The 16,924-nt window shown below is 66.7% G+C and carries 14 protein-coding genes and 2 pseudogenes; 8 read left to right on the top strand and 8 right to left on the bottom strand.

Annotation, left to right across the window (positions count from 1 at the left end):
• Positions 1 to 126: 126 nt before the first annotated feature.
• Complete coding sequence (locus tag F624_RS0100280) at positions 127 to 1,443, top strand: alpha/beta fold hydrolase (RefSeq protein WP_019572239.1); 1,317 nt, start codon at positions 127 to 129, stop codon at positions 1,441 to 1,443.
• 39 nt (positions 1,444 to 1,482) lie between these two features.
• On the opposite strand, the gene F624_RS0100275 is transcribed toward F624_RS0100280, so the two are convergent.
• Both F624_RS0100275 and F624_RS0100270 read right to left on the bottom strand, forming a co-directional pair.
• Positions 1,483 to 2,022: a GNAT family N-acetyltransferase gene (locus F624_RS0100275; RefSeq protein ID WP_019572238.1), complete on the bottom strand. Its 540-nt coding sequence runs from the start codon at positions 2,020 to 2,022 to the stop codon at positions 1,483 to 1,485.
• On the bottom strand, positions 2,019 to 2,630 hold the full coding sequence (locus F624_RS0100270; protein ID WP_031253713.1) for a DJ-1/PfpI family protein: 612 nt from the start codon (positions 2,628 to 2,630) through the stop codon (positions 2,019 to 2,021). The genes F624_RS0100275 and F624_RS0100270 overlap by 4 nt, the downstream gene beginning before the upstream one ends.
• 104 nt (positions 2,631 to 2,734) lie before the next feature.
• Between F624_RS0100270 and F624_RS0100265 the strand changes: the two genes are divergently transcribed.
• Positions 2,735 to 4,069 (top strand): aminotransferase-like domain-containing protein, encoded by a 1,335-nt coding sequence (locus F624_RS0100265; RefSeq protein WP_019572236.1) that lies wholly within the window; start codon positions 2,735 to 2,737, stop codon positions 4,067 to 4,069.
• Between the two features lie 57 nt (positions 4,070 to 4,126).
• Here the strand turns inward: F624_RS0100265 and F624_RS0100260 are convergent, their stop codons facing one another.
• Entirely contained in the window at positions 4,127 to 5,014 is an 888-nt protein-coding gene (locus tag F624_RS0100260; RefSeq protein ID WP_019572235.1) for a LysR family transcriptional regulator, read from the bottom strand.
• Between the two features lie 95 nt (positions 5,015 to 5,109).
• Between F624_RS0100260 and F624_RS0100255 the strand changes: the two genes are divergently transcribed.
• On the top strand, positions 5,110 to 6,666 hold the full coding sequence (locus tag F624_RS0100255) for an MFS transporter (protein WP_051107255.1): 1,557 nt from the start codon (positions 5,110 to 5,112) through the stop codon (positions 6,664 to 6,666).
• A gap of 348 nt (positions 6,667 to 7,014) precedes the next feature.
• Here F624_RS0100255 and F624_RS35585 read toward each other — a convergent pair.
• A pseudogene (locus tag F624_RS35585) lies at positions 7,015 to 7,175 on the bottom strand (recombinase family protein); the annotation flags it as partial.
• Between the two features lie 22 nt (positions 7,176 to 7,197).
• On the opposite strand from F624_RS35585, the pseudogene F624_RS36425 reads away from it, so the two are divergent.
• The 4 genes and pseudogenes from F624_RS36425 to F624_RS0100230 all read left to right on the top strand — a co-directional run.
• Positions 7,198 to 7,347, top strand: a pseudogene (locus F624_RS36425) (recombinase family protein); the annotation flags it as partial.
• A 444-nt stretch (positions 7,348 to 7,791) separates the two neighbouring features.
• Positions 7,792 to 9,060, top strand: a complete 1,269-nt coding sequence (locus tag F624_RS0100240) for an aromatic ring-hydroxylating dioxygenase subunit alpha (RefSeq protein WP_019572233.1) — start codon at positions 7,792 to 7,794, stop codon at positions 9,058 to 9,060.
• A gap of 16 nt (positions 9,061 to 9,076) precedes the next feature.
• On the top strand, positions 9,077 to 9,574 hold the full coding sequence (locus F624_RS0100235) for a nuclear transport factor 2 family protein (RefSeq protein WP_019572232.1): 498 nt from the start codon (positions 9,077 to 9,079) through the stop codon (positions 9,572 to 9,574).
• Between the two features lie 20 nt (positions 9,575 to 9,594).
• Complete coding sequence (locus F624_RS0100230) at positions 9,595 to 9,909, top strand: non-heme iron oxygenase ferredoxin subunit (RefSeq protein ID WP_019572231.1); 315 nt, start codon at positions 9,595 to 9,597, stop codon at positions 9,907 to 9,909.
• Positions 9,910 to 9,939: 30 nt separating this feature from the next.
• Here the strand turns inward: F624_RS0100230 and F624_RS0100225 are convergent, their stop codons facing one another.
• The 4 genes from F624_RS0100225 to F624_RS0100210 form a co-directional block, all read right to left on the bottom strand.
• Complete coding sequence (locus F624_RS0100225) at positions 9,940 to 11,235, bottom strand: nitrate- and nitrite sensing domain-containing protein (RefSeq protein WP_019572230.1); 1,296 nt, start codon at positions 11,233 to 11,235, stop codon at positions 9,940 to 9,942.
• A 79-nt stretch (positions 11,236 to 11,314) separates the two neighbouring features.
• Entirely contained in the window at positions 11,315 to 11,653 is a 339-nt protein-coding gene (gene nirD / locus F624_RS0100220; RefSeq protein ID WP_019572229.1) for a nitrite reductase small subunit NirD, read from the bottom strand.
• 41 nt (positions 11,654 to 11,694) lie between these two features.
• Positions 11,695 to 14,211, bottom strand: a complete 2,517-nt coding sequence (gene nirB, locus F624_RS0100215; RefSeq protein WP_019572228.1) for a nitrite reductase large subunit NirB — start codon at positions 14,209 to 14,211, stop codon at positions 11,695 to 11,697.
• Between the two features lie 331 nt (positions 14,212 to 14,542).
• Complete coding sequence (locus F624_RS0100210) at positions 14,543 to 15,472, bottom strand: LysR family transcriptional regulator (protein WP_019572227.1); 930 nt, start codon at positions 15,470 to 15,472, stop codon at positions 14,543 to 14,545.
• 95 nt (positions 15,473 to 15,567) lie between these two features.
• On the opposite strand from F624_RS0100210, the gene F624_RS0100205 reads away from it, so the two are divergent.
• Positions 15,568 to 16,824, top strand: a complete 1,257-nt coding sequence (locus F624_RS0100205) for an MFS transporter (RefSeq protein ID WP_051107254.1) — start codon at positions 15,568 to 15,570, stop codon at positions 16,822 to 16,824.
• The last annotated feature ends 100 nt before the right edge of the window (positions 16,825 to 16,924 follow it).

Raw genomic sequence — 16,924 nt, 5'->3', positions numbered from 1 at the left:
ATCTTATCGAGCGGATGGCCGGTTACGGAAAAGCCGACGCGTGAATGTACAAAGGACAGGGCTTGTGAACCGCGGCTCCTGGCCGTTTTCGGCCATCGTGTCAGGGGATTCGCCTACGATGTTCGCATGTACATGCAGGCCGCGAGCAAGAGCACCAACCGCCACGACTACGAGCAGGCTGAGTCACCCCTGGGAGTGATGCCCAAGGACTATCCAGACGGCTTCGTCGTGGGTTGGCACGCCCATGTCCGAGGGCAGCTCATCCACGCGGTTTCCGGCTTGATGAAGGTGCGTACCGAACAGGGCTTCTGGCTCGTGCCGCCATTGCATGCGCTGTGGATGCCCCCGGGCCTGTTGCATGACATGCAGGCCTGCGGACCCGTTGCCTTGCGCACGCTCTACATCCACCCGGAGGTGCTGTCCCAACTGCCGGAGGTTCCCAAGGCGCTGGGGATCTCTCCACTGCTACGCGAGTTGCTCGTACGAGCCTCTGCCACCTTTGCGCCGCAGACCAGCTTCAGCCGACACGACGAGGCGTTCGATGCCGATGGTGTTCAACTGAGGGGCTGGCTCTACTTGCCCACCGGCAGCGGGCCGGCACGACGCACGCCGGCCGTGGTGATGGCTGGTGGTTACGGCACGACGAAGGAGATGTTCACCGACCGCTACGCTGAAGCCTTCGCGACGGCAGGGCTGGCCGTGCTGCTCTACGACCACCGCGGCTTCGGAGCCAGCGGCGGCGAGCCGCGGCAGGAGATCGATCCCTGGCGCCAGGTGGAAGACCTGCGGCACGCCATCACCTATGCCAGCAGTCTGCCGGCCGTGGATCCGGCGCGCATCGGCGTCTGGGGCAGCAGTTACAGCGGCGGTCATGCGCTGGTGGTCGCCGCCACGGACCGGCGTGTGCGCTGCGTGGCCGTGCAAGTGCCCACCACGCATGGCAGCCAGACAGCCCAGCGTCGGGCGTCAGGTGAGGCTGAGGCCGCGCTGCTATTGCGCTTTGCCGAAGAACGCTTGCGCCGCGCCCGTGGCGAAGCCCCGGCCCGGTTGCGCCTGATGGGCGATGCGAACTCCAATGCGATCTACCGCAGCCAGGAGGCCGTGGACTGGTACACCGCCGCCTATGCACGAGCCCCCGGCGCCGTGCCGGAGGTCACGTTGCGGTCGGTTGAAGCGGCACGTGGCTACAACCCGGTGGATTTCATCGACCGAGTCAGCCCGACGGCGCTGTTGATGCAGGTGGCCGAACACGACCGCGTTACGCCCACGGATCTGGCACTGAGCGCTTATGCTCGCGCCCTGGAACCCAAGGCTTTGCGTATCGTGCCGGGAGCCGGGCACTTCGACGTCTACGAACGAGACTTCGACAGCACATCCCAGGCGGCGATCAACTGGTTCCAGCGTTACCTCGGCGTACGCCGATCGGCATACACCGCCATGTGATGCCAATTCCTGACGGGCCTCTAGGCCACGTCGACTACGTTACGACCTGTCTACTTGTTTTTCCAGCACCAGTACCCGCAGGTTTTGTTTCACAGGGAAGCCCACATGCGCATTCACCGGATAGGGCTCGGAGCGTCCGGTCAACGCATAACCCCGCCGCTGGTAATAGGCCAACAATTCCGGGCGCTCTGAAAGCACGAACATGGTCAGTACCTTCGCGCCATACCTCTGCCGCGCCAGATGCTCTGCGGCAGCCAGCAGGTGCTTGCCGACGCCCAGCGACTGTCGCTGCGGATCGGTGGCGAGCATGCCGATCGTGCAACTGGGGCCCGTGCACACGACGTGGACACAGGCCACCACATGGGTGTCCTGACGCACGACCAGCACGGAGGAATCGTCGCCGAACAATGCGGCCACTTGCGCTGCCGTGATCCGGGCGCCAGAGACCAACTCCGCCTCATGTGTCCATCCTTGAGGGCCGTCACCCGGGCGGTAGGCACAATTGACGAGCTGGGCGATCTGCGCCACGTCATCGGGCTGCGCGTGTTCGGCAGCAGGTATTCCAGCGGCAAAGATCATGGCGCCGACTCCAACAAGGCCTGCTCGATGTGGCCTATGGCCCGCGTGACGTATTCGTCCTTCTCTCCGACCGGCGCGACGTAGTGGATCGCCTGCGCCGCGGCATCCAGACCCACCAGCCGAGCGATCACCCATGCAGCCAGGTAATGCGAAGCCAGGCAGCCGCCGGCGGTGGCCACGTTGCCCTTGAAGAACAAGGGCTGGTTCAGCACACGTACACCGGCGGCTTCCACCCAAGGCTTGGTGGTCAGGTCGGTACAGGCCGGAACACCATCGAGCAGTCCCAATCTGGCCAGCACCAAGGTCCCTGAGCACTGCGCGCCCAACAATTGCCGTGCTGGCGCGAGGTTCAGTTGCGCCATCAGCGCAGCGTCCTGCACCACCTCCCGCGTGCGTATGCCGCTCCCCACCAGCACGGCATCGGCCTTGCAGGCGTCTGCCAGCGAGGCCTGGGCGTCCAGGGTCACCCCGTTCATCGAAGACACCCGCGCGGATGGGCAGGCCAGAGAGACGCGCCAGCCTGGACGCTTCACCCGGTTCAAAACGCCGAGTGCGATCAAGGAGTCCAGTTCGTTGAAGCCGTCGAAAGTCAGTATTGCGATGTGCATGGTGTGTCCTTGTCCCGAACGAGCGCGTCCGGCTGTGCAGCACATCGTATGGATGCCAATAAATACAATCAAGAAATTGTCATGGATACATTCGGGAGTGCTGCATGGGGCAGGTTCGTTACAAGCAGGTTGTCGATGCGCTGGCGACAGAAATCCGTGCCGGGCGGCTGCGACCGTCGGACCGCCTGCCCACGCACCGCCAACTGGCCCGCACACGCGGCCTGGCACTGTCCACGGCCAGTCGCGTCTATGCCGAACTTGAAGCCATGGGCTTGGTGGTGGGTGAAACCGGTCGGGGCACCTTTGTGCGTGATACGTCCTATGCGCGCGGCGCGGGCATTGACCAGATCGCGCCGCATGCGAACGCCGTCGATCTGACCTTCAACGCGCCCAGCGTCCCGGGGCAGGTGGGCCTGCTGCGCGACGCGTTGCGCAGTCTGGCACTGTCGGGGGATCTGGAATCGCTGCTGCACTACCAGGCGCATGGTGGCCGTCCCCACGAACGTGCCATCGTGGCGCGGCATTTGCAGACACGCCGGCTGCGCGTGACAGCGGACCAGGTGCTGATCGTGAACGGCGCACAGCACGGCTTGGCTGTCACGGCACTGGGTCTGCTGAACCCGGGCGATGTGGTGGCGGTTGATGCACTGACCTATCCCGGCTTCCGCGTGCTGGCCGAGAAACTGCGCCTGGACCTCGCGCCGGTTCCAGTCGGGCCTGCGGGTACGGATCTCGAGGCACTTGAGCGTTTGTGCAAGACCAGGCCGGTGCGCGCCATCTACAGCATGCCGACCGTGCACAACCCCTTGGGCTGCGTGATGCATGCGCAGGCGCGCCAGCGACTGGTGTCGATCGCCCGCAAGCATGAGCTGCTGGTGATCGAGGACGCAGCCTATGCCTATCTCGTGCCCGCCGCGCCGGCCCCCCTTGCCGTGCTGGCGCCGGAGCGCACGGTCTATGTGTCGAGTCTGTCCAAAAGCGTGGCGACCGGTCTGCGCTTCGGCTTCGTCGCCGCGGCACCTTCACTGGTGCCCGCACTCGAGCGGGCGGTAAGGGCAACCTCGTGGAACACGGCAGGTGTGATCACTTCAATCGCCTGCTCCTGGATCGAGGACGGCACCGTCGCGCGGCTTGAAGCCCTGAAGCGCAAAGATGCCACGCGACGGCAGGCCATCGCCGGCAAGACCTTCGCGGGGATGCCCCTCGTCGCCCACCCCAACGCCTATTTCCTGTGGTGCCCGCTGGGTGAGGATCAACGCGCAGACCGCATCGCTGCCGCGTTGGCGCAGCGTGGGGTGGCCGTGTCCACGGCGGAAGCCTTTGCAACCACCCCGCATGTTCCGCATGCCATCCGGGTCGCGCTGGGCTCGGTCCCGGAGGACGAACTCCGGCGCGCCTTGGTCTTGGTTCGAGAGGCCGTGATGCAGGATTCATCGTGAGGCCCGCCCTCCTCGCCGGCTTCCAGTCGAGGTACCAAAGGGTATTCGAAAGGCCCGTCATCCGCCCAGCCTCTCGCTCAGGTGATCGACGAACACCCGCACCTTGGGCGATAGATGCCGGCTCGACGGCCAAATGGCATTGAACTGACCGTCGGCACCCTGGCGTTCGCCGAGCACGCTGACGAGTTCGCCACTGGCCAACGCCCGGTCGACCAGGAAATCCGGCATGCATCCGATGCCCAGGCCGCGCAGGGTTGCGCCCAGCACCGCCTCCATGTTGTTGCAGACCAGCGCAGTCCCCACCCGCAGTTCGGCGTCAGCCTCCGCAGGCGGCAGCGGCCATTCCTGCAGCTTGCCCGAGTTCGGGAACCGGAAGCGCACACCCGCATGCCGCGCCAGATCACGGACCGTGCGAGGCGTGCCATGCCGGGCAAGGTAGACGGGAGACGCACAAAGCAACAGCCGGAAAGCCTGCAGGGGCCGCGAGACCAGGCGGGAGTCGGGCAGCGAGCCGCTGCGGATGGCGATATCGATGCCTTCGTCGATCAGATCGACGATCCGGTCGTTGAAGTCGATGTCAAGCTGCACCTCGGGATGGCGTGCGCGGAAGTCCGGGATCAGCGGTAGCAGGAAGTGGTAGCTGACAATGGGTGCGCTGACCCGAAGACGCCCGCGCGGGCGTTCCGTCGTCTGCATCAACATGGCCTGCGCGTCCTCGAGGTCATCGAGGATCTGCCGACAGCGCTCCAGAAAGAGCAGCCCCTCTTCGGTGGGTTGAACGCGCCGGGTGCTGCGCTGGAGCAGGCGCACGCCGAGTTGCCGCTCCAGTCGCACCACCGCCTTGCCAACCGCCGAGGCCGAAATCTCCAGCACGCGGCTGGCTGCCACAAAGCTGCCCAGCTCTGCGGTTTTCACGAAGGCGCTGATGCCGCTGAGTTTGTCCATTGCCGGTTCGGCCCTTTTATTAAAGAGATTTATTCCGCTAACAACGGAATTTTGACTCGTTTATTTTCCATTCAATCCTCCTTAGCCTCTGTGCCATGCACAAGACCTCACTTCCTTCTCGTTTGTCTGCCTGGCGTGTCCTGGCCGGCGTGTGTCTGGCCTCGGCGGCCATGCCCATGACGTTCACCGGGCCGGCCATCGCACTGCGCGACATTGCCCAGAGCCTGGGCGGATCCCCCGTGGCCCTGGCCTGGGTCACGAATGGCTTCATGCTGGGCTTCGGCAGCTTCCTGATGCTGGCCGGGGCGCTGGCAGACCGCCACGGCCGACGCAGGGTGTTTGCCCTGGGCATTGCCGGCTTCGTGTTGGCTTCGCTGGCCTTGATGGGTGCTCCTGGCCTGTTCGTGTTCAATCTATTGCGCGCGGCGCAAGGGGTGGCCAGCGCCGCCGTGTTCGCTGGTGGAGCCGCGGCACTGGCCCAGGCGTTCGAGGGGCCGTCGCGGCTGCGTGCTTTCAGCCTGTTGGGTACGAGCTTTGGGGTGGGCTTGACGCTCGGTCCGGTGGCCGCCGGTTGGCTCACTGCCGTGCTCGGATGGCGCGCGATCTTCGTGCTGGTGGCCGCGTGCGCAGCCATGGCCTGGATGGTGGCCGCGCCCGTTTTGCGCGAATCGCGCGACCCGAAGGCGACGCGGCTGGATGGGCCCGGGGCCATCACGTTCACGCTGGCGCTGGCGCTTTTTACCTTTGGCCTGCTCAAGGCGCCCGAATCCGGCTGGGGCGGCCTTTCAACCATTGCGGCTCTGTTTGGTGCGGCGCTGTTGCTGGCCTGCTTCGTCCGCATTGAACGGCACGCCGAGCGGCCGATGCTCGACCTGAGCCTGTTCCGTTACCCGCGCTTCGTGGGGGTGCAGCTTCTGGCGGCCGCGCCAGCCTATGGCTACGTTGTGCTGCTGGTGTTGCTGCCGGTGCGCTTCGTGGGGATCGAAGGGGTGTCCACCGCGCAAGCGGGGTTGTGGATGGTGGCCTTGTCGGCACCGCTGCTCTTGCTCCCCACGGCCGCTGCGCTGTTGGCACGCCGCTTCTCGGCCGCCTCCCTGTGCGGTGCTGGTTTGCTGCTGAGTGCGGCGGGGCTGGCCTGGCTCAGCGTGGCGGGAACCGGGCAGGCCGCGCTGGGGCCGATGTTGGTGATTGGCGTGGGCATGGGTCTGCCGTGGGGCCTGATGGACGGGCTGGCCGTCAGCGTCGTGCCCAAGGAGCGGGCGGGCATGGCGACCGGCATCTTCAGCACCACCAGGGTCGCGGGTGAAGGCCTGGCGCTGGCGATCGTGGCGGCGGCGCTGTCGGCACTGGTTGCCAACCAGTTGGTGCAGCGCAGTGCTGTTCCTGCGGAAGTGGCCGCTGCTGTCGCTCAGCGGCTCGTCGCGGGAGATTTGAGCGGCGCGGTCCAGCTGTGGCACCCGATCTCGCCCGCGGCGATGGCCAGCGTCTACCAGACCGCCTATCAGAGCGCGTTCGCGACCTTGGCGAGGGTGCTGGCCAGCGTGACGGCCGCGACCGCTGTCATGGTTTTCGCCTTCCTAGGGCGCGGTTCAACTCAAGCCGTGGACCCTGCGCCACAGAGCCCCGGTCGCGACCCGCACCACACCGCGTGACCGCCGTCATGCCGGCAACTGTGTTGCCAACGCGGTACCCAAACATGGGACAGGGTCAAATGAAAGAACCACAGTTTGAGGTTGCATCTGACGACATATCGAGTCCGACCTCAAACGGAGTTCGCCATGGAAAAACTTGGAGCAGCGCACGTGGAGAGGCCTTCGAACCTGGGCCTCAATCTCCCAGGCAGTCGTACTGCGAAAAGACCGACTGCCAAAAGTCGCGCAAACGCTTGTGGCAAAAGACCAAGCGCAAGACTGACCACGACCACCATGAGAATCATGGCTCAAGCACAGTTGAACTGTGCGCAAGGATCATGCTGACTGCTGGCGTGGATACCGGGAAAGCCGCCGGGCAAGTCGTAGGCTGCTCTTGCCTTCGTCCGCATGGGTTTTCACGAGCTCAATGCCACGTGTTGCGCGTACTCTCGAATACGGGCGATCTGCTTGTGTGTCGAGTACTGCAGATGCTCGGTTGACATCCGGACGTACTCCGCGGCTCGGAACATCGGTTGACCGGTTTGTGGCGATTTCTACACAGCCCAGGGGATCCTTCGGGCACGCTCCCGTCGGATTTCTGATGAAGAGCTGATTGATCGACTGCGGCATCTCCATCAGCACAGCCAGGCGTTATCGGGGCTGATCATCAACTCGACGGAGGGCATGCCTTCCTCTTCTGCTGCGTCGTGGATGCACAGCGGAGCACGGTTCTGCGAGGCCGTTCTTGCCCTTGAGTTCTCGGGGCCTGGCCAAACTGGAACGCGTTGTCGTTCACTGGCCTCAGCTATTCCGTGGGCTTCCCGATCCGAGTGCCGCCTAGCGAAACGCCCACTTGCCAGTGCGACTCTGGCACCAAGAGTTCAAAACTCACGAGGACTCGACACGCACACCGTCGCAATCAGGCACTTCTATATTTTTCAATGTGGAATTTTCCAGACGAACTCTATTTGCGCCCGACAGACTTCGTTTGTTGGAGTCACAGCGATGCCCGCTCGCGCCAGATCAGGCCCTGGTATTCACATCCGTGATTCGATCTATGCATTTGACTGCATGGACTTATATCACTCCGCTGCGCAGAATGGCCGTCAACAAGAGACAAGCCTGCCCACCCACAGGCCAACAACCATGAGCCAACCCCACAGCGCCGCGGCGCCCGCCTGGCCGGGCCCCGATACCAGCCGCATCCCCTTCTGGGCCTACACCCGGCCCGACCTCTATCAGCGTGAGCTGGAGCGCCTGTTCTACCAAGGCCACTGGTGCTATGTGGGGCTGGAGGCCGAGATCCCGCAGCCGGGCGACTTCAGGCGTTCGGTGATCGGCGAGCGCTCGGTGATCATGGTGCGCGACGCGGACGGCGGCATCAACGTGGTCGAGAACGTGTGCGCCCACCGTGGCATGCGCTTTTGCCGCGAGCGCCACGGCCAGGCGAAGGATTTTCTGTGCCCCTACCACCAGTGGAACTACAGCCTCAAGGGCGAGCTGCAAGGGGTGCCGTTTCGCCGCGGCGTGAAGCAGGACGGCCAGGTGCAGGGCGGCATGCCCAAAGACTTCAAGCCCGAGGAACACGGCCTGACGCGGCTCAAGGTGGCGTGCCGCGGCGGGGTGGTGTTTGCCTCGTTCGATCACGCGGTGGAGTCGCTGGAGGACTACCTGGGCCCCAACATCCTGCCCTGGTTCGACCGCGTGTTCAGCGGCCGGCCGCTGAAGATCCTGGGCTACCGGCGCCAGCGCATTCCGGGCAACTGGAAGCTCATGCAAGAGAACATCAAGGACCCCTACCACCCTGGGCTGCTGCACACCTGGTTCTCCACCTTCGGGCTCTGGCGGGCGGACAACAAGTCGGCACTGAAGATGGACGCCCACCACCGGCATGCCGCCATGATCTCGACCCGGGGTCAGGGCGGGCAGCCTGCAGCAGCAGCGGCCGAGGTGGTGGCTGGCGTGGACAGCTTCAAGGCCAGCATGCAGCTGAACGACCCGCGCCTGCTCGACATCGTGCCCGAGCCCTGGTGGGGCGGGCCGACCGCGGTGATGACCACGGTGTTCCCCAGCCTGATCATCCAGCAGCAGGTCAACAGCGTGTCGATGCGGCACATCCAGCCGCATGGCACGGGCTCGTTTGATTTTGTGTGGACGCATTTCGGCTTCGAGGACGACAGCCCCGAGATGACGCAGCGCCGCCTCACCCAGGCCAATCTGTTCGGCCCGGCAGGCTTTGTGTCGGCCGACGACGGCGAGGTGATCGAGTGGTCGCAGCAAGGCTTCGAACAAAAACCCGAGCACCGCACCCTGGTGGAGATGGGTGGGCGCGACATTGCCGACAGCGAGCACATGGTGACCGAAACCCTGATCCGCGGCATGTACGCCTACTGGCGCCAGGTGATGGAAGAGTGACGAAGGAATGAGCCCCATGCAAGCCCTTGATTTCGACACCTTCCAGCAGCTGCTGGCCCTGCACACCGACTACGCCCTGGCCTGTGACTCGGCCGACTGGGAGCGCTGGCCCGACTTCTTCACCGAAGACGGCAGCTACCGCCTGCAGCCGCGCGAAAACCACGAGCAGGGCCTGCCCCTGTGCCTGCTGGCCCTGGAGAGCCAGGCCATGATGCGCGACCGGGTGTATGGCGTGAAAGAGACCCTCTACCACGACCCCTACTACCAGCGCCACATCGTGGGCCTGCCCCGGGTGCTGCGCACCGAGACCGGGCCGGATGGCCGCGTGAGCGCGCTGCACACCCAGGCCAACTACGCCGTGTTCCGCACCAAGCTCGACGGCGAATCGACCGTGTTCAACGTGGGCGTGTACCACGACCACATCGTGAGCACCCCCGCGGGCCTGAAGCTACACGCGCGCCTGTGCGTGTACGACAGCGAAATGATCGCCAACTCACTCATCTACCCCATCTGAGAAGCCCCATGACAAGCGCTATGACAGGCCCCTGGACCGATGCCCTGGCCCGAGACGATGTGTTCGAAGGCGAAGTGCTGGGCGTGCGCATCGCCGGGCGCGACATTGCCGTCTACGAGTGCGAGGGCGAGGTGTATGCCAGCGACAACCTGTGCACCCACGGTGCCGCCCGCCTCAGCGACGGCTTTCTGGAAGGGCGTGAGATCGAATGCCCCCTGCACCAGGGCCGCTTCGACATCTGCACCGGCCAGGCCCTGTGCGCACCCCTGACGCAAAACCTGCGCACCTACCCGGTGCGCATCGAGGGCGATCGGGTGTGGGTGATGCTGGGTTGAACTGGGGCCAATGCCGATCAGGGCGTTGGCTTACTTGGGCTGCGCCCCGCGCTGCGCCGGGGCGACCATGTCGGGCAGGCTGAGCGTGGCTTCGGCCACGTCGAGCAGGCGGCGGTTGTGGTCCATGGAGGCTTTTTGCAGGGCGCGGAAAGCGGCCTCTTCGGTGAGGCCCAGGCGGGCCATCAGGGCGCCCTTGGCGCGCTCGATGATCTTGCGCTCGTGCAGGGCTCGGCGCGCCGCGTCCAGTTCGACCTCCATGCGCGCCAGCCGCTCGGACTGGGCCTGCAGCAGGCCGGCCAAGGAGGCAGCCGAGCCGGGGTCGGCGGCACCAGGGCTGGCCACCGGGGCCGCTGCCTGGGCCAGGCCACTGGGCTGAAAGAAGCGATCGGCCTCGTGGGCACGCGGCGGCGGGTTGTCGCGCAGCTGGCGCAGCAGGCCGGCCGAATCCTGCAAGTCGCTCTGGGCACGCTGGATCTGGCTTTCGCAGGCCTGGTGCAGGCAGTCGAGCAGGGCCTGCTGCAGCTGCCAGAGCTGGCCAATGCGCTCGCTGGCCACCTCGAACCAGGTCTCGCTGAGGGGGGGCTCCAGGGCGGCGCCGTCGCGCGCCATGCACAGGCTGCGGCGCAGGCGCTCCAGCATGGCCGTGTTGGGGCTGAGCTGCAGCTGTTGCCAGCGCTGGCGCAACTCGGGCTCGGCAAACTCTTCGAACAGGCGCAGGCTGCGCTCCTGCGCATCGATCAGGTGCACCAGGCGTTGTTGCTGCTCGTCGCGGCACAGGCCCGAGGCAAACAGCTGCGCGCCCACGGCGCGCTCCTGGCCGGCCGTCTCCTTGCCCTGCACCAGGTGCACAAAGGCCACCAGCAGGCGCGACACCTCGGGGTAGGGGGCCGCATCGGCCATGTAGAACACCAGCTCCAGCAGGCCGGCAATCAGGCGGCTGTAGGCGCCCACGGCATCGCTGGCGCTGAAGGCCCGGCGCTCGATCTGGTAGCGCAGCGCGGCCAGTGCCTCCAGGTCGAGCAAGGCCCAGGCCATCAGCGACAGCAGGCGTGCCGAGGCGCCCTGCTCGGGCGCCATCTGGGCTTCGACCTGGGCGCGCAGCAAGGCCTCCAGGGGTTGGCTGACGGCGCAGGCGGCCTCGCGTTCGGCGCCGAAGCGCGCTCCCTCCGAGGCCAGGTAGACGCTGCTGGCCCCGCGCTCGCGCTGCAGGGCGTCGATCAGTTGGCCGACGATGCCCGCCAGCTGGACGCGGGCCTCCAGGTGGCGCAGGGCCTCGATCTCGAGTTGCTTGGCTCGCAGGACGAGCTGAGAAACGGACTGGTGCATGGAGCCATATTGTGTTGCCAAAACAGCGGGCTCGGCAGGGTGCATCTCGGCTTTGTGCGGCATGGAGCAGCCCTCGCGCTCAGGCTGCGGCCAGCAGAACCCGGTCCAGCTCCAGGCGCACCGCATAGGCACGCACCGACAGGGCCGGGTCTTCCAGGCATTCGCCACTGCGCAGGTCGAAGTGCTGCTTGTACAGCGGCGAGGCCACCACGGTGCGCTCGCCCAGGCTGCCCACCAGGCCGCGCGACATCACGCTGGCGTGCGACACCGGGTCGATGTTGTCGATCGCATACAGCTCGTTGTGGCCCACGCGAAAGATGGCCACATGGTGGCGCCCCAGACGGGCACACACGCCGGTGTTGGGCAGGATGTCGTCCACCGCGCAGACGGCGGTCCAGTTCAGGGTGTCGGTGTTCATGGCTGAAGGTCTCCGGTTCAATGCGTTTGCGGGGCGTGGGCTCAGGCCGGCAGGCCGGTGCGTTCTTCGGGGCGTGCCGGCCGGATCTGGCCGCGCTCCTCGACAAACACGATGTGCTCGTCGGGCTGATCGCTGTTCACGAAAGAGCGGAAGCGCTGGCGCGTGGCCGGGTCGCTCACGGCGGCCTTCCATTCGCAGGCATAGGTGTCGACCACCTGCTGCATCTGGGCTTCGAGTTCGGCGCCCAGGCCCAGGCTGTCTTGCAGCAGCACGTCTTTCAGGTAGTCCAGGCCGCCCTCCAGGCTTTCGCGCCAGGTGCTGGTGCGCTGCAGGCGGTCGGCGGTGCGCACATAGAACATCAGAAAACGGTCGATGGTGCGGATCAGCTCGTCCTGGCTCAGGTCGGAGGCCAGCAGCTCGGCGTGGCGCGGCTTCATGCCGCCGTTGCCGCACACATACAGGTTCCAGCCCTTGTCGGTGGCGATGATGCCCACGTCCTTGCCCTGGGCCTCGGCACATTCGCGGGTGCAGCCCGACACACCGAACTTGATCTTGTGCGGCGAACGCAAGCCCTTGTAGCGGTTCTCCAGCAGCACGGCCAGGCCCACGCTGTCGCCCACGCCGTAGCGGCACCAGGTGGAGCCGACGCAGCTTTTCACGGTGCGCAGCGACTTGCCGTAGGCATGGCCCGACTCGAAGCCGGCGGCGATCAGCTCCTCCCAGATGGCGGGCAGTTGCTCGACCCGGGCACCGAACAGGTCCACCCGCTGGCCGCCGGTGATCTTGGTGTACAGGCCGTACTTCTTGGCCACCTGCCCCACCGCGATCAGCCCGTCGGGCGTGACCTCGCCGGCCGGCATGCGCGGCACCACCGAGTAAGAGCCGTCTTTCTGGATGTTGCCCAGGTAGTAGTCGTTGCTGTCTTGCAGGCTGGCCAGGTCTTTCTTGAGCACGAACTCGTTCCAGCACGAGGCCAGCATGTTGGCCGCCGCGGGCTTGCAGATGTCGCAACCCAGGCCCTTGCCGTGGGCCGCCAGCAGATCGTCAAAGCTGCGAATGTGGCCCACCCGGATCAGGTGGTAAATCTCCTGGCGCGAGTAGGCAAAGTGCTCGCACAGGTGGTTGTTCACAGCCAGGCCCTGCTTTTTCATCTCCAGCTTCATGACCTGGGTGGCCAGGGGCACGCAGCCGCCGCAGGTGGCGCCCGCCTTGGTGCAGGCCTTGAGCTCGCCGATGCTGGTCACGCCGCCGGCCACGGCCGCACAGATCTGGGCCTTGCTCACGTTGTTGCACGAGCAGATCTGGGCCGAGTCGGGCAACGCGTCCGGCCCCAGGCCGGGCTTGGCCTGACCTTCGCTGCTGGGCAGGATCAAAAACTCGGGGTTCTTGGGCAGGGCGATGCCGTTCAAGGCCATCTGCAGCAGGGTGCCGTACTCGTCGGCATTGCCCACCAGCACCGCGCCCAGCAGGCGCTTGCCGTCTTCGCTGATCACGATCTTCTTGTAGACCTGGGCGATCTCGTCGCTGAACTGGAAGCTGCGGCTGCCCGGGGTCTTGCCGTGGGCGTCGCCGATGCTGGCCACATCCACGCCCATGAGCTTGAGCTTGGTGCTCATGTCGGCACCCACAAAAGCCACGTCGTCCTGCCCGGCCAGGTGGCGGGCGGCCACGCGGGCCATGTCGTAGCCCGGGGCCACCAGGCCGAAGGTCTGGCCGTTCCAGGCGGCGCACTCGCCGATGGCGTAGATGTCCAGATCGCTGGTGCGGCACTCGCTGTCGATCTCCACGCCTCCACGCGGGCCCAGCGTGAGGCCGCTGGCGCGGGCCAGCTCATCCCGCGGGCGGATGCCGGCCGAAAACACGATCATGTCGGCCTCGAGGTGGCTGCCATCGGCAAACACCATGCGGTGGCGCGCCGCCTCGCCGTCGATGATCTGCAGCGTGTTCTTCTGGGTGTGCACCTGCAGGCCCAGGGCCTCGATCTTGTGGCGCAGCACGCGGCCGCCCCCCTCGTCGACCTGCACCGCCATCAGGCGCGGGGCAAACTCAACCACATGGGTCTGCAGGCCCAGGTCGCGCAGGGCCTTGGCGCACTCCAGGCCCAGCAGGCCGCCGCCCACCACCACGCCGCTTCGGGCCCGGGCGCCGCAATCGGTCATGGCTTCCAGGTCTTCGATGGTGCGGTAGACAAAGCAGTCGACCCGGTCATGGCCTGGCACCGGGGGCACAAAGGGGCTGGAGCCGGTGGCCAGCACCAGCTTGTCATAGGCCAGCACCTGGCCATCGACCAGGGTCACGGTGCGGGCGTTGCGGTCGATGGTGGCGGCACGGGCCGCCAGGCGCAGGCTGAAGCCGGTGCGCTCGAAAAAGCCGGGCTCGACCAGCGAGAGATCCTGCGCCGATTTGCCGGCAAAAAACTCCGACAGATGCACCCGGTCGTAAGCGGGGCGCGGCTCTTCGCACAGCACCGTGACCTGCGCACTGTGCAGGCCGGCTTCGGCCAGGCTTTCGAGAAATTTGTGGCCCACCATGCCATGTCCGACGACGATGATTTTCATGTTGCGTGCTCCTGAATGAAGTGCGCGGCGCGGCGCACCGGCGGGCGGGGCGGAGGGCGCCGAGCCTGCCATGGATGGAAAAATCAAAGGGGGTGTTGCCGTGTCGGTGCAGGCAGCCCGGGCCTCAAGCCCCAGGCCGCAACCGACACGTGTCCGCCGTCGTTAGCGGTGCAGAAAGGGCCGGCGGAGCGTCGATGCTGCCGGCCACGTGAGGGCATAAGCAGCTTCCGTGCCTGCAGAAAATGGCCCATCTAGTCGCTTGAGAGCTCTCGGGCAGGCCGGGTTGCACCAGATCAGGCCAGGTCAGCACCGATGCGGTGCACACCGAACCTCAAACGTCGATGGCCGAAGGCGCAGCCTGCCGGATCAGCTCGATGAAACGGCTCAGCCGCGCCGGGTACAGCCGGCTGTAGGGGTAGACCAGGAACACCGGCAGGGGCGGAGCCTCCCACCCAGGCAACAGGCGCACCAGCCGACCTGCAGCGATGTCTTCATCCACCAGCCAGTGCGAGAAGATGCCCAGGCCCAGCCCGCGCAAGGCGGCGTTGCGCAGGGCGTACAGGCTGTCGGTGCTGAAGCGCGGGTGGATGGCAAAGCTGAACGATTCGCCCGTGGTGCGCTGGCTCAGCAGCACCTCGTTCTGGTAGAAGGTGCGCACCGCCATCCAGGGCAGGTCGGCCAGCTCGCGCGGATGGCTGGGCGGCGCGGCGGCATCCACCCATTGGGGGGCGGCCACCACCACGCGCCGCACCTCACCCAGCTTGAGCGCCACCAGGTTGGGGTCTTCGACCGTGCCCACGTGGATGGCGCAGTCAACGCCCTCGGCGATGAAGTCGGGCAGCCGGTCGTGCAGCAGCCATTCCAGCGACACCCCGGGGTAACGCGCCAGGTAGTCGGCCACCGGGCCGATCAGTTGCTGCTGGCCGAAGGCGTGCGGCGCCAGCACGCGCAAAGTGCCCTGGGGCTGGGCAGCCTGGCCACGCAGGCCCTCGTCCATGGCCTGCCAGGTCTCCAGCAGGCCCCGCGCCAGCGTCAGGCAGCGCTCGCCGTCTTCGGTCAGCTTCATGGCGTGGGTGCTGCGCTGCAGCAGCTTGAGGCCCAGTTGCTGCTCCAGCGCCGTGAGACGGCGGCTGATGGTGGGCTGGGTGCTGCCCAGCTGGCTGGCTGCCGCCGACAGGCTGCCCGCCTCGACGATGCGCACAAAGGTGTCGAACAGCTCGATGCGGTCGACCTGACGGCTGGCAGGCAGGGTGTTTTTCATGCGCCAAGCGTATATCAATTGTTCAAATTGGGGCACTACCAAGGCGGCAAGGGCTTCCCTACAGTTCAGCACATCGATCCTGACCGGAGAAACCCATGACTTCCATACCCACTGTGCATGAAACCGAACGCCAGACACCCGCCGCGCCGGCGCTGAGCCAGAAACACCTGGCCTTGCTGGCCGCAGGCGCGGGCTTCAGCGTGGCCTCGCTTTACTACAGCCAGCCGATTCTGGGCGTGCTGGGCGCCGACCTGCAGGCCAGCGCCAGCCGCATCGGCCTGGTGCCCACGCTGACGCAGCTGGGCTATGCCCTGGGCATCTTGCTGCTGGCGCCGCTGGGCGACCGGCTGAACCGGCGCCGCCTGATCCTGACCAAGGCGCTGGCCCTGACCGCCGCCTTGCTGCTGAGCGCCTTCGCCCCCTCGGTGCCCTGGCTGCTGCTGGCCAGCCTGTTGATCGGCCTGTCGGCCACGGTGGCGCAGGACATCGTGCCGGCCGCCGCCATCCTGGCGCCCGAAGCCAGCCGGGGCAAGGCGGTGGGCACGGTGATGACCGGGCTGCTGCTGGGCATTCTGCTGTCGCGGGTGGTGAGCGGCCTGCTGGCCGAGCAACTGGGCTGGCGCGCCGTGTACGGGGCGGCTGCGGCCTCGGTGGCGGTGCTGGCCGTGGCACTGTGGCGCGGCCTGCCCGACTTTGCCCCCACCACCCGGGTCTCGTACACCGCCCTGATCGGCTCGATGGGCCAGCTGTGGCAGCGCTACCCGGGGCTGCGCCACGCCGCGCTGGCCCAGGGCCTGCTGGCGGTGGGCTTCAGTGCCTTCTGGTCGACCCTGGCGGTGATGCTGCATGCCGAGCCCTTCCACCTGGGCAGCGGGGCGGCCGGTGCCTTTGGCCTGGCGGGCGTGGCCGGTGCTCTGGCCGCACCGCTGGCCGGCCGCATCTCGGACCGGCGCGGCCCGGAGTTGGTGACCCGCCTGGGTGCCGGCCTGAGCGCCCTCGCCTTCGCCAGCATGGCGGGCGCCGCCCTGCTGCCGCCGCAAGGCCAGCTGGTGCTGATCGTGCTGAGTGCCGTGGCCTTCGACTTCGGCGTGCAGGCCACCCTGGTCGCCCACCAGACCCTGGTGTATGGCCTGGAGCCTGCAGCGCGCAGCCGGCTCAACGCCTTGCTGTTCGTGGGCATGTTCGTCGGCATGGCCACCGGTGCCTGGCTGGGCAGCCTGGCCCTGGCCCAATGGGGCTGGCTGGGGGTGGTGGGCCTGGCCACGGTGGCGGCCCTGGGCGCCCTGGCCGTGCGCCTGGCCGTCAGCACCCGGCCGGTGGGTGTGGCCAAGGCAGGTCTGGCCCAGGGTTGACGCTGAAGCCGGCGGGGCTGGCAGCAGCCCCGCTGTGGTTCAGGGCACAGGGCCCACCTCATCCCTCCGTTGCGGGTTGGGACGGCGCTGTGGGATGGGG

It is taken from the genome of Curvibacter lanceolatus ATCC 14669 (genome assembly GCF_000381265.1).
Classification (GTDB): domain Bacteria; phylum Pseudomonadota; class Gammaproteobacteria; order Burkholderiales; family Burkholderiaceae_C; genus Curvibacter; species Curvibacter lanceolatus.
This window is presented reverse-complemented; position numbering and strand designations above follow the sequence as displayed.